The following is an 11,620-nucleotide window of genomic DNA, read 5'->3' as shown; positions in this document are numbered from 1 at the left end:
TCCTATCCTTGATGATGCAGGTTGCGGTGCCATTTCCAGGCCGATTCGACCATTTCTTCCAATCCCTTGACCGGACGCCAGCCAAGTTCCGATTCCGCGCGGGAGGAGGAGGCCACCAGCCGCGGGGGGTCGCCCGGACGGCGGTCCGCCGTGACCACCTCCACCGGCCGCCCGGTGACGCCGCGCACGGTCTCGATGACCTCCAGCACGGAGCGGCCCGAGCCCACGCCCAGGTTGTAGGCGGCGGACTCCCCGCCCTCCTCCAGCCGCTCAAGGGCGAGGAGGTGCGCCTCGGCCAGGTCCTCCACGTGGATGAAGTCGCGCACGCAGGTGCCGTCCGGGGTGTCGTAATCATCCCCGTACACGGCCACGTGCTCCCGCCTGCCCAGGGCGGCGTCCAGCACGATGGGGATGAGGTGCGACTCGGGGTCGTGCCACTCGCCGATCTCCCCGTCCGCCGAGGCCCCGGCGGCGTTGAAGTAGCGCAGGGAGACGGAGCGCAGGCCGTGGGCCGCGCCGAAGTCGGCCATCATCTGCTCGGCCATGCGCTTGGTCCAGCCGTAGGGGTTGATGGGCAGCAGCGGGTGGTCCTCGGTCAGCGGCACGGAGCGGGGGTTGCCGTAGACCGCGGCCGAGGAGGAGAAGATGAGCTTGTCCACCCCCGCGTTCCGCATGCCTTCCAGCAGGTTGAGCACACCACAGAGGTTGGTGCGGTAGTAGGAGCCTGGCTCGGCCATGGACTCGCCCACCTGGATGAGGGAGGCGAAATGCATGACCGCCTTCACCCCGCGCTCTGCCAGGAGCGCCGCCAGGGAGGCGGGGTCGTCCAGGATGTCCGCCCGGACGAACTCCCCCCAGCGCAGGAACTCCTCGTGCCCGGTGGAGAGGTTGTCCAGCACCGCCACCTCGCGCCCGGAGGCGGCCAGGGCTTTGGCGGTGTGCGAGCCGATGTAGCCCGCCCCGCCCACGACCAGGACGCTCATGCCACGCCCTCCCGCACGAGCCCTTCGAAGTAGTCGATGGTGGGTTTCAGCCCCTCGCGAAGGGAGGTTGCCGGCTGCCAGTCAAGCTCGCGGCCGGCCAGGGCGATGTCCGGCTGGCGCTGCTTGGGATCGTCCTGGGGCAGGGGGCGGTGCTCGATCTTCGAGGCGGAGCCGGTCAGCTCCACCACGGTCTCGGCCAGCTCGCGGATGGTGAACTCGCCGGGGTTGCCCAGGTTCACCGGGCCGATGAAGCCGTCGGGGGAGTCCATGAGCAGCAGGAAAGCCTCAACCATGTCGTCCACGTAGCAGAAGGAGCGGGTCTGGGAGCCGTCGCCGTAGACGGTGATGGGCCTGTCGCGCAGGGCCTGGATGATGAAGTTGGAGACCACCCGGCCGTCCGCGGGGTGCATGCGCGGCCCGTAGGTGTTGAAGATGCGGGCGATCTTCACCGCCACCTTGTGCTGGCGGTGGTAGTCCATGCACAGGGTCTCGGCGCAACGCTTGCCCTCGTCGTAGCAGGCGCGCGGCCCAAGGGGGTTGACGTTGCCCCAGTAGTCCTCGGTCTGCGGGTGGATTTCCGGGTCGCCATAGACCTCGCTCGTGGAGGCTTGCAGGATGCGCGCGCCGGTGCGCTTGGCCAGGCCCAGCATGTTGATGGCCCCGTGCACCGAGGTTTTCAGCGTCTGCACGGGGTCGTGCTGGTAATGGATGGGCGAGGCCGGGCAGGCCAGATTGTAGATGCTGTCCACCTCGATATACAGCGGCATGGTCACGTCGTGCCGCATGAACTCGAAGCGGGGGTGGGCGATGAGGTGGTAGACGTTGGACTTGTCCCCGGTGAAGCAGTTGTCCAGACAGATGACCTCGCGGCCCTGCTCGATGAGCCGGTCGCAGAGGTGGGAGCCCAGGAATCCGGCTCCGCCGGTGACGAGTACGCGCCTGTGCAGCTGCATGATCCGTTCGCCCTTCAGGCCACCTTCCAGTGGGGCCGGCTGAGGTACATGTCCCGTTCCGCCTGAAAATCCTCCGGGGAGACCACGTGCACCCGGATGCGGCGGTTGATTTTCTTCTCCACCCCGCCCCGGGTGCCTTCCAGCAGCCCCCGGTCCGGGTCGCCCACGATGAGCAGGTCAATGAGGCCGGAGTCGCGCCCCTGGGCGTAATCGTCCAGGATGTAGACCGCCTCGATGGGCGCCAGGGCGCTCATGACCTGATCCACCACCCGGTCGATGCCGAGATGCTTCTTGACCAGGGAGTGAATCTCCGGAAAGAAGGGATGGGACGAATTGGCCCGGAAAAACACCGAGCGGCCGTTGCGCTCGCGCTCCAGATATCCGGCCTCGCTCAAGTGGTCCAACTCTCCCTTGATGACAGCGGGCGAGACACCGAACTCCCCGGCCAGCTCCCGCAGATAACAGCGCACCTGGGGGTTGAGGAAGAGCTTCAGGAGCAGCTTCGCCCTGGTCTTGGAGGTAAACAGGTCGGCCAGCATGGTTGCTTCCTGTTAGGAAAAAGCGAACGAACTGTCAACACGCCGGGGTTGCCATTTGCGCCCGTCGCGCCTATGCAATGGCCGCTGACCACAACACGACACGGGATTCGCATGTTCACCATATGGTTCACGGGCCTTTCCGGGGCCGGCAAGACCACCATCTCCTCCAACCTCCTCGTGGAGCTGCGCAATCGCGGCCTTCGAGCCGAGTGGCTGGACGGGGACCTCATCCGGGCCAACTTTTCCCAGGAGCTGGGCTACTCCAAGCGCGACCGCGACATCAACGTGCGCCGCATCGGCTTCGTGTCGCACCTTTTGAACAAGAACGGCGTGGTCAGCGTGGTGGCGGCCATCGCGCCCTACCAGGAGGCGCGCGAGGCCAACCGCTCCCTCATCGGCGAGTACATCGAAGTCTTTGTGGACCGCCCTCTGGAAGCGCTGGTGGAGAACGACACCAAGTGTCTGTACCGCCGCGCCCTGGCCGGGGAGATCACCAACCTCACCGGGGTCAACGACCCCTACGAGGCCCCGGACGACCCGGACGTGCACCTGGATACCCACCGCGAAAGCGTGGAGGAATCGCTGTCCAACGTGCTGGACCACCTCTGCTCGCGCGAGCTGGTGCCCGGCGGCCCGACGCTGTGCCGCGAGACCTCCTTCACCTTGCAGGACGAGCTGGACTGGCGGCGCAAGCTGGCTGAACTGGGCTACGCCAAGCCCTGAAGGCCTGCTTGGTACTCAGCGCTCGAAAACCAGCAGATAACGGAAGGCGGCCCAACGATCGAGCCGTGTTCCAGCGGCAAGCCGGGTCATTCCATCGTCCAGGCGGCAAACAAGGTCCGACCGTTTCTCGAAAAAGGGCAGCGGCCGCCGCAGGAATCCACCCCCCAGGGGAAGGCCCAGCACGTCGTAATACCAGGAAGCTCGCAGGCTGTATCCGCCTTGCCCAAAGGCCTCCACGATCTCCCGGCGTGACCACTCAGCGTGCTCCTCATGTCCGTGTAGGGAGCGGTAGAGGCGCAGCGCCAGGTTGGCCAGATTGGAATCGCTGAGAATCACCTGCCTGGCGTCGATCTCCCGCAGTTTGTCCAAGGTCCGGTCCAGGGAAAGATGGCTGATGACGTCGAAAAACAAGGCAACGTCGTACTCGCCCTGTACGTCATAAAGGCTAGTGTTCTCCGCCTCGATGCCGTGGATTTCATGGGCCAGTTCGATGGAAACCTCGTCCACATCGATGGGTCGCACACTGAACCCGGCTTCCCGGCACATGCTGGTCAGAAGCCCGAAGCCACAGCCGCAGTCCAGCACCCGTGTCCCTCGCAGTTCCCGGATTACCCGCTGGTAGTGCTTGCGCAGAACACGGCCGTAAAGGCCGCGGCTGTTGGCCACCGCGATTTCCCGGTCGATCTCGTGGATGATGTTGTCCCGCAGAAGCTTCCTGCGTTCCTTGTCCTGGCCCATGCGACTCCCCGGATGATGGAGTGAGAAGAATGCCCCTGGCGGGCGGGTACCGGCCGGGGGGCTTGCGAGCCAGGGCAGTGCCTACCCCATTCCCCCTCGTCCCGCAACACCGCCTGTTTTCCAGAGGACGGGATGTTTGCCATCACCCGGCCTTTGTGCCATCTCTGCCCTCTCCAAACACGTGTCCCCCCATGCAGCACCTTCCAGCCAAACTATTCCAGATCGGCCTGCTCGGTCTTTGCCTGTGGTATCTTCTGCACGACGCGGACTTTTCCGGTGTGCTGCGCGCCCTGTCCGAATTCGACCCCCTTCTGGTGGCAGCCGGAATTGGTCTGCAGTTGTTCGCCATGCTGCCCCCTTCTCTGCGCACGCGTTTTCTACTGCACGGCCGTATCGGCCTGGCCCTCAGCTACAACGCCACCATGTTCGGCATGGGTATGAACAACATCCTGCCCGCCAAGCTGGGGGAGATCTCCAAGGCCTGCTACCTAAAGACAGCCGCCTCCATCCCCATGGCCCGCTGCCTGGGGTCCGTATTCTGGGAACGGTTCGGGGACCTCAACGCCCTGCTGCTGCTCGGCCTGCTTGCCATACTGCAGTACCTGCGCCCGGGCTACGTGCTGGCGCTGGGCGGGGTGGTCGCCTTTTTGTGGGCCATGCTGGCGGTGAACAAAATCGTTCCCCGGGCGGGGCGTGGGATAGTCGGCCTGCTCCCTCTGCCCCGGGCCAGACGGGTGGCTCTGGAAATCCTTGACCACCTGCGGGAGTTTACCCCCTCCTTTCTGCTGCGTCTGGGCTGGCATACTCTGCTCACCTGGGCCGGCATCCTGGCGGTCTATGCTTTTGTCATCCTGCATGTGGCGGGGCTCGACATTAGCATGGGCCAACTCCTGGTGGTTCTCACCCTGGCCTCACTGGGCTTCGCGCTGCCCTCCTCTCCCGGATCGCTGGGGGTATTCGAGGCCGCGGTAGTCATGGGGCTTGGGCTGTCCGGCGTGGGCAAGGACCAGGCCCTGGCCTCGGCACTGTTGCTGCGGGTAGTGCAGTTCCTTCCCGTCACCGCCTGGGCCTTGGCCCTCATGGGTCTGACCCGCATCAGCGCCCAACAGATCCGCAAACGGCAGGCCGAGGCCTGCGGCAGAGAGGACTGACCCGGAGAATCTGCTACAGGGAAGATCCATCCAGACCGAATCGCCGCATCCAGGAATCGAGGCAAAGAAGCTGCCAGACGCGGTGGGCTGCCAGTTCGTCCACCGGGCGCAGGCGGCGGTGCCAGCCGTCGCGAAAAGAACGCCAGGCCCCGGCCAGTCCGGCATCGGTAAAAAGCCCGCGCAGCGGGCTGTCCGAAGCCGTGAGCCGTTCCTCGGTCCACTGACGCAAATCACCTCGCAGCCAATGATTCAACGGCGTGGGGAAGCCGCGTTTGGGCAGCCGGTAGAGGATGCCCGGCAACCTCTCGCGCATGGCCGCCTTGGGTACAGCCTTGAGTTCGCTCTGGTGCAGCTTGACGCCGAATGGCATGCGCAGGGCCAGATCCACCATGGCGTTGTCGCACAGCGGAGTGCGCGACTCCAGGGAGTGGGCCATGGATATTTTATCCTCCACCACGAAAAGCCCGGGCAGATAGGCCCGCATGTAGGTCCGCGTCAGCCTGCGGTACGGTTCCCGCTCGCCCTGCAACAGCTCCTCCAGCCCCTCGGCAGGGTCTATGGACAACAGGCTACGCGCGGCATCCGGTCGCAGCCGCTTTTCCAGGGCTGAGGAGGAATGGATGGTCGGCAGGAAGTTCCACGGTCTCCGTGAGATGGCAGCCCGCCCTAGGAAGTAGGCTAGGTGGGGGACCTCTGCTGGCCTGGTGGAGCACGCCAGACGCAGGACCTCGGCCGGGGACGAGCCCAGGGCGCCCAGCAGCCGGGCGATCTTGAACACGGGATATCCTGCGAAGAACTCGTCTCCGCCGTGTCCGGTGAGGATGACCTTGACCCGGCTCGCGGCCTGCCGCGCAACCATGTACTGGGAAAAAGAGCCGAAGCCCATGCGCGGCTCGTCCAGGTGATGGATCAACTCGTCAAAGACACCGGCGAAGTCGGCAGCCCCCATGCCAGTAGACATGTGCTCCGAACCAATGCCCGAGGCCACCGCCTCCGCACCCTTGCTTTCGTCGTACCAGCCGGACCTGTCGAACCTGCCTGTGAAGGTGCGCAGCCGCCCGGGGAGGCGTTCCGCCGCCAAAGTGGCCACGGTGGTGGAATCGAATCCGCCGGAAAGATAGGAGGCTAGTTCCACGTCACTCATGAGATGGCGGTCCACCGACTCCCGCGCAGTATCCTGGTAGGCTTGACAGGCCTCCTCGAAGTCCATCCCCTCCTGATCGTCGAAGGAGATTTCCCAGTAGCTCCTGGTCTTCGTCCACCCCGCCTGAAAGGTGACAAGTTCGCCGGGACGAACCATGCGCACGCCCCGAAAGAGGCTGCGCGCGCCGAAGACGTTTTCGAAGCCGAGGTACTGGCGCAGTCCAATGGGATCGATGGCCGCCTCCAATCCAGGGTGTGACAGGATGGCCTTGATCTCCGAGGCGAAGACCAGTCCGCCCCCGACTTCCCGGTAGTACAGGGGCTTGATGCCCAGGCGGTCGCGACCCAAGGTGAGGCGCTGCCGGTGGCGGTCCCACAGGGCGAAGGCGAACATGCCGTTGAGCCGAGTTGGCCAGTCGGCGTCCCCTTCCCGCTCGCCCCGCTCGCAGAGGTGCAGCAGCACCTCGTTGTCGCTGCGGGAACTGAAGGCGTGGCCCTCGGCCTGGAGTTCGCGGCGCAATTCAGCGGCGTTGTATATCTCGCCGTTTGCCGCCAGGACCAAATCTCTGGACTCGCTGAAGAAGGGCTGGTTGCCGGACTCGGAGAGGTCCACGATGGCCAGCCTGGCGTGGCCCAGAGCGACCTCCCCTTCCTCCCACACCGCGTGGTTGTCCGGCCCCCGGTGGGCGATGGTTCCAAGCATGGTCCGGACGGCCGCGCTCCCCCCGGACGTGCCCACGCAGCCCGCCACACCGCACATTGGCTACTCCCTCTCGCCCAGGAGTTTCCGCAATCTGGCGTTGGTCCGGCAGGTCAGGATGTACTGCTCGTCCTTGCCGTGCTTTTGCTGGTTGGCCAACAAGGTCAGGGCCCCGAACTGCAACAGGAACAGGACGCAGAAGCCCAGCAGGAAGAAGGACACCTTGGCCTGCAGGATGACTTTCCGCAGCGCGGCGAAGACCTGCGAAGACAGGGCAATGTCCTGCGGCTGCTGGGCCAGCAGGTCGGCAAAGGCCCAACCCACATTGCCCAGGATGGCCAGCATGATGGCCACCGTCAGAGCCGCTGGAAGATAAAGCAGGAGGTTGGGGCGGAAGAGGAAGTTGGCGAAGAGATGGTTGCAGGTCATGCGCGCCAGCTTGCCCAGGGAGAGCCCCTTGCCGCCGCCGGATGTGCGTTTGGCCGGCCGCCATTTGAGATGCGCCGGGATCTCGGCCACCCGGAAGCCCAAAAGCATGGCTTTTTGCAGAATCTCCAGATGGAAATCCTTGCCATCGCTGATGAGTTCCAGCGTGTCGGTCACTTCACGGCGGTACCCGCGCACCACGCAGGTCACGGTGTGCAGGCCGCCGGGAAAGGAACGAGCCAGGATCATGTTGGCCACGCGAGAGATGAAGGCGCGCTTGAAGGGCACATTCCGCACGCTCCCTTCCGAGTGATAGGCCGAAGCCAGGACCACGTCGGCCTCGCCGGATTCCAGCGGCGCGAGCAATCGCTCAATGTGTTTCGGTGCGTAGGAGAGGTCGGCGTCGAGGCTGACCACGTACTGACCTTGGGCGTTCTCGAAACCGGTGCGTATGGCCCGGCCGCGCCCGAGGTTGCGGGGGTGGTGGACGGCCCGCAGTTGCGGATTCTCTCCGGCCATGCGGTCCATGATGCCGGGGGTGGCGTCCGAACTGCCATCGTCCACCATGACGATCTCGAAGGGCTTGTCCCCTGGCAGGAGGTTTTCCAGGTAGGCGGCCACCTGGTTCACATGCTCCTCGATGATGCCTTCCTCGTTGAAGGCGGGAAAGATGATGCTCAAATACATGCGTTGCTCACGGGCTGCTTTCCTTGTTCATTCCACTCGCCTCGAAGATGGTCACGACCGGCCCCGGCCGTTCCAAGAGAAGCAGGTTCGATGCGGTGTCCCCGAAATCGTGCAGAATGTCGCCTGTCCTCCCCAGGGCCTTTCGCTCCCCGGCGAAGGGCTCGAAGACCGCTCGCCTGTCGAGGTTGAATCGCTCACTGAGGCGTTCGGTCATGCCTGGGTGCCAGACAGCAATGTTATTCTGTTCCCCGAACCGCTCGTGAACATAGAAGACGCGGTAGCCTCGGGCAAGAAGTTCGTCCACCAAGCCGGGAAGCCCAACCCCGGTCTGCGTCACCCGCCACACAGGCACCCCGTTGGCTTCGCCCGGCAACTCGTGCTCACGTGCCGACCGCTCCCTGGTTCCCACCGCGGCGGGCAGTATTTCCGTCAGCACTCTGGCGGTTTCCGGCTTGGGGGCGAGGTAGCTGGTGGTCATGGTGTCGTAGAGCACGAAGGACTTGCCCTTCTGGTGCTCCATGAGCCAGGAGGCAGCCTGCTGCCGGGTGTCCTCGGCCGAGACGATGCGGCACCATTGCCCCACCGCCAGGAGGCTGATCAGGAGGCAGGCCATTAGAAGCGCGCCGTGGACCCGGGGACGACGGGAGGCCAGCCGGGCCGGGGCCAGGGCGGCCACCGGCGCGGTGGTGAAGAAGAGCAGCAGGGCGTAGTAGTGACCGTAGGCTCCCAGCAGGGAGAGGAACAGAAGCCCGGCGGCCGCGGAAGCCACCGGCAGCATCCACAGCCAGGCGCGTTCCGCGAAGCCCAGCGCCAGCAGGGCCAGGGAGGCGGCCAGGGCCGCTGCCTGCAACGGCTGTATGAGGGCGAAGGCGCGCAGGTAGGAAAGAATGAAGCCCCAGTCCGGGCTGGCGGCCAGGTAGCTGCCCCCCCTGGCCACGTTCTCCCCGGCTCCAAGATAGGCAGTCAGGAGCCAGGCCGCTCCGCCCACGACGCAGAGCAGGCTCGCTTGCCGCAGCAGCCCCGGCAGGTCCCTTCCTTTGTGCCGGGCGTACAGCAGTGGGAGGTAGGGCAGCAGGAAAACGACCACAGGCAGGGTAAGGATGGACACTGCCAGCAAGGCGTAGGCCGCAGCCGCCCTGGCCAAGCTGGACCGGGCGTAAGCGCCGTGGGCCAGATAGAAGCCGATCAGGGCCAGTGAATATGCCGGAATCCAATGCTTGATGGTGTGCGCCTGGGCCAGGATGAGGACGTTTCCGGCCAGAAGCAGAAAGAGCCACAGCCCATAGGGCCTGCCCACGGTCTCGTCCCCGGTCCGCTTGGCCAGCCACAGCGCAAGCACGAACAGTAATCCATTGATCGCCCGCATGCCCGCCAGAGCCATCTGGTAGTCGGCCAGCACCATCCGTTTGAACTCCGCCAGCGGCGGCAGGCCCTGAGCCAGAAAAGCCCCCAGCCAATACAACATCAGCCCCGGAAGATGGATGAGATGGACCCAGACGGAATAGGGCGAGGAGGACTGGACCTTGAGCGACCCCGCTGCCAGGGCCTGGTATGCGCTTTTGAGGATGGGCAGTTCGTCTGCCACCGTGTGGATGGGCAGTCCCGCCCAACTGAAAAGACCATAGGCCAGAAGCGCTCCCAGAAGAATCATCTTCTCCAAAGGGGATGAGGGGATGCTGGCCTGGCGCTTCATTCTGGGCTCTTTTGGCTTGCGGTTGCGGTGGCTGTGGACCGGACCGCCCGCGCTCTCCACAGGCGGGCCGAAGCGTACGTAGAATATCCGTGCCGTGGGCCTAGCCGATGGGGCCGGGAAGGTCAACGGCACGCATTTCGGGCTGTCCAGCACTGGGGGAGTTGCCAAAGCTGGCGGTCTGGGGCATGGAGCACCCATGACCGAGTTCATACGCAAGCTGATCCTGCTGCTCGGCGCGGCCGTGTCCGCCCCCTTCCTGGCCTACGGCGTGGTGGGGCTCATGCGGCGCTACGACGTGGACAACCTCTTCGCCGAACTGCTGCGCTTGCGCATCCCCTCCGGGCTGGCCCCGTCGCTGGCCTACCTGGCCGTGGGCGGCCTGCTGGTCTTCGCCTTCAAGGTCCTGTCCGAACGGCTGCGCTGACCGCCTTCTTCGGCGGCGTCCCCCTTCTCCCTCCCGGAATCCCGGCGGCTCTTCTATGGGCAAATCTATACACTTGCGCCACCTCCCTACACAGTGTATCTATAAACCTGTTTCATGAGCGGCCAACCGAATCAGGAGGGAGCATGGCCGGACCAAGGGCGCCCGGGCGCATCATTTCCGGCGGACAGAGCGGGGTGGACCGGGCCGCACTGGACGCGGCCATGGACCTGGGCATCCCCCACGGGGGGTGGTGCCCGCGCGGCAGGCGGGCCGAGGACGGCCCCATCCCCTCCCGTTACAACCTCACCGAGGCCGAGAGTTCGGGCTATCCCGAGCGCACGGAGCTGAACATCCGTCAGGCCGCGGCCACCCTCATCCTGAACCTGGGCGAACTGGACGGCGGCACCCGCCTGACCATGGGATTGGCCCGCAAGCATGGCGCGCCATGCCTTGTGGTGGAGCTGGACCGCCCCGGACTGCTGCACGGGGCGGAGATACTGGACTGGCTGGAACGATGGGCCGGGCAGACCCTCAACGTGGCCGGGCCCAGCGAGTCCAAGCGGCCCGGGGTGTACGCCCGGGCGCGGGAGGCCCTGGTGCGCACGCTTGGGGCTTACGGCCCCGCTTTGAACACGGCCTGATCCACGCCCGTCTGGTCGTCCTCTGGCCGGTGGGCCACCACCACGGCCCGGTACGCGCCGCCTTCCTCAAGCATGAGGGAGCCCGCGAACCGGCTGACCTCTCCGGTCGGCTCCATGGCCACCTCGCGCACCGGCTTTCCATCCGCATACAGCAGCGCCCGCACCTCGAACCCCGCCGCATCCCAGGCGCCGCCCGGCGTCACCGGACAGCCGCACCCCATGGTCACGCTGGCCTCGATGCGTAGCCCGCGCGGCAAGCCATGGACCCGCGATGCGCCCACCGGCTCCAGCACGTCCACCAGCAACCCGTGGCGGGTGAGCACCCAGCCTCCACCCGCGTCCACCGCTTCGCCGGGCAGCACCCACCGCTCCTCGCTAACGCGGGTGGCGGCCTGTCGCTGGCCCAGCGGTCCGAAGGCTTCGGCCCGCACCAGGGTGGGGCGGTCGATGTCGATCTCCGTCGTGAAGGCCGCCTCGCCGGAGGGGCCGGAAGTGACGCCCGATGCCAGGATTTCCCCGGTGTCGGCGCGGGAGAGGACAATACGCGCACCGCCCGCGGAGTCGCCGATGTACTTGGCCCCCACGGAAGAGACGCGCATGGTGATCGGCGTGGGTTCGGCCAGGGCGGGCGCGGCGGCGAACAGCAGGGCCGCCAGGGCGGCCAGGGCGAGGGCCGCGAACGGCGCGGCGGCGAAACGTCGCATGACAGGCTCCAGGATTGACGGATTCTCCAATCCCATCACCATACCGGCTCCAGGCCCCTGGTCAATGTCCTTTTCACTCCCCTTGCGGAGCGGCGGTTTTGCGGTATCCTGACCT

At 65.8% G+C, this 11,620-nt stretch carries 12 protein-coding genes; 4 read left to right on the top strand and 8 right to left on the bottom strand.

Annotated features, from left to right (window positions below):
• Window positions 1–2: 2 nt before the first annotated feature.
• Genes galE through N911_RS0110535 form a run of 3 tightly spaced genes read right to left on the bottom strand, consistent with a single transcriptional unit; the run spans window position 3 to window position 2,475 of the window.
• Window positions 3–983: a UDP-glucose 4-epimerase GalE gene (gene galE / locus N911_RS0110545; RefSeq protein WP_029896926.1), complete on the bottom strand. Its 981-nt coding sequence runs from the start codon at window positions 981–983 to the stop codon at window positions 3–5.
• A complete protein-coding gene (locus tag N911_RS0110540) occupies window positions 980–1,936 on the bottom strand; it encodes a UDP-glucuronic acid decarboxylase family protein (RefSeq protein ID WP_029896924.1) in 957 nt (318 codons plus the stop codon). Before N911_RS0110540 ends, galE begins: the two co-directional genes overlap by 4 nt.
• Window positions 1,937–1,950: 14 nt before the next feature.
• A complete protein-coding gene (locus N911_RS0110535; RefSeq protein ID WP_029896922.1) occupies window positions 1,951–2,475 on the bottom strand; it encodes a GntR family transcriptional regulator in 525 nt (174 codons plus the stop codon).
• 111 nt (window positions 2,476–2,586) lie between these two features.
• Between N911_RS0110535 and cysC the strand changes: the two genes are divergently transcribed.
• Window positions 2,587–3,198, top strand: a complete 612-nt coding sequence (cysC, locus tag N911_RS0110530) for an adenylyl-sulfate kinase (protein WP_237559940.1) — start codon at window positions 2,587–2,589, stop codon at window positions 3,196–3,198.
• Between the two features lie 15 nt (window positions 3,199–3,213).
• On the opposite strand, the gene N911_RS0110525 is transcribed toward cysC, so the two are convergent.
• On the bottom strand, window positions 3,214–3,936 hold the full coding sequence (locus N911_RS0110525; RefSeq protein WP_029896918.1) for a class I SAM-dependent methyltransferase: 723 nt from the start codon (window positions 3,934–3,936) through the stop codon (window positions 3,214–3,216).
• A 191-nt stretch (window positions 3,937–4,127) separates the two neighbouring features.
• Between N911_RS0110525 and N911_RS0110520 the strand changes: the two genes are divergently transcribed.
• The gene (locus tag N911_RS0110520; protein ID WP_051694184.1) at window positions 4,128–5,087 is read left to right on the top strand and encodes a lysylphosphatidylglycerol synthase transmembrane domain-containing protein; all 960 of its coding nucleotides are present in this window, start codon (window positions 4,128–4,130) and stop codon (window positions 5,085–5,087) included.
• 13 nt (window positions 5,088–5,100) lie between these two features.
• Here N911_RS0110520 and asnB read toward each other — a convergent pair whose 3' ends face one another.
• From asnB to N911_RS0110505, 3 genes are read right to left on the bottom strand one after another with little or no spacing between them, the layout of a single operon-like run.
• A complete protein-coding gene (gene asnB / locus N911_RS0110515; protein WP_029896914.1) occupies window positions 5,101–6,990 on the bottom strand; it encodes an asparagine synthase (glutamine-hydrolyzing) in 1,890 nt (629 codons plus the stop codon).
• Window positions 6,991–6,993: 3 nt separating this feature from the next.
• Entirely contained in the window at window positions 6,994–8,043 is a 1,050-nt protein-coding gene (locus N911_RS17605) for a glycosyltransferase family 2 protein (protein WP_051694182.1), read from the bottom strand.
• 7 nt (window positions 8,044–8,050) lie between these two features.
• Window positions 8,051–9,868, bottom strand: coding sequence for a hypothetical protein (locus N911_RS0110505; protein ID WP_138774381.1), 1,818 nt, complete (start codon window positions 9,866–9,868; stop codon window positions 8,051–8,053).
• A gap of 64 nt (window positions 9,869–9,932) precedes the next feature.
• Here N911_RS0110505 and N911_RS0110500 point away from each other — a divergent pair, with 64 nt between their 5' ends.
• A complete protein-coding gene (locus N911_RS0110500) occupies window positions 9,933–10,160 on the top strand; it encodes a hypothetical protein (protein WP_029896908.1) in 228 nt (75 codons plus the stop codon).
• A gap of 143 nt (window positions 10,161–10,303) precedes the next feature.
• Window positions 10,304–10,801, top strand: a complete 498-nt coding sequence (locus tag N911_RS0110495; protein ID WP_051694181.1) for a putative molybdenum carrier protein — start codon at window positions 10,304–10,306, stop codon at window positions 10,799–10,801.
• On the opposite strand, the gene N911_RS0110490 is transcribed toward N911_RS0110495, so the two are convergent.
• Window positions 10,774–11,505: a hypothetical protein gene (locus N911_RS0110490; protein WP_029896904.1), complete on the bottom strand. Its 732-nt coding sequence runs from the start codon at window positions 11,503–11,505 to the stop codon at window positions 10,774–10,776. The genes N911_RS0110495 and N911_RS0110490 overlap by 28 nt on opposite strands.
• Window positions 11,506–11,620 lie beyond the last annotated feature (115 nt).

Origin of the sequence: Desulfohalovibrio reitneri (assembly GCF_000711295.1) — a bacterium.
GTDB lineage: Bacteria > Desulfobacterota > Desulfovibrionia > Desulfovibrionales > Desulfovibrionaceae > Desulfohalovibrio > Desulfohalovibrio reitneri.
The sequence above is the reverse complement of the archived record's forward strand: the minus strand, read 5'-3'. Positions and strand labels throughout refer to the sequence as shown.

Coding starts and splice junctions, on each gene's coding strand:
- galE (WP_029896926.1), bottom strand. CDS start 983: ATGAGCGTCCTGGTCGTGGGCGGGGCGGGCTACATCGGCTCGCACACC.
- N911_RS0110540 (WP_029896924.1), bottom strand. CDS start 1,936: ATGCAGCTGCACAGGCGCGTACTCGTCACCGGCGGAGCCGGATTCCTG.
- N911_RS0110535 (WP_029896922.1), bottom strand. CDS start 2,475: ATGCTGGCCGACCTGTTTACCTCCAAGACCAGGGCGAAGCTGCTCCTG.
- cysC (WP_237559940.1), top strand. CDS start 2,587: ATGTTCACCATATGGTTCACGGGCCTTTCCGGGGCCGGCAAGACCACC.
- N911_RS0110525 (WP_029896918.1), bottom strand. CDS start 3,936: ATGGGCCAGGACAAGGAACGCAGGAAGCTTCTGCGGGACAACATCATC.
- N911_RS0110520 (WP_051694184.1), top strand. CDS start 4,128: ATGCAGCACCTTCCAGCCAAACTATTCCAGATCGGCCTGCTCGGTCTT.
- asnB (WP_029896914.1), bottom strand. CDS start 6,990: ATGTGCGGTGTGGCGGGCTGCGTGGGCACGTCCGGGGGGAGCGCGGCC.
- N911_RS17605 (WP_051694182.1), bottom strand. CDS start 8,043: ATGTATTTGAGCATCATCTTTCCCGCCTTCAACGAGGAAGGCATCATC.
- N911_RS0110500 (WP_029896908.1), top strand. CDS start 9,933: ATGACCGAGTTCATACGCAAGCTGATCCTGCTGCTCGGCGCGGCCGTG.
- N911_RS0110495 (WP_051694181.1), top strand. CDS start 10,304: ATGGCCGGACCAAGGGCGCCCGGGCGCATCATTTCCGGCGGACAGAGC.
- N911_RS0110490 (WP_029896904.1), bottom strand. CDS start 11,505: ATGCGACGTTTCGCCGCCGCGCCGTTCGCGGCCCTCGCCCTGGCCGCC.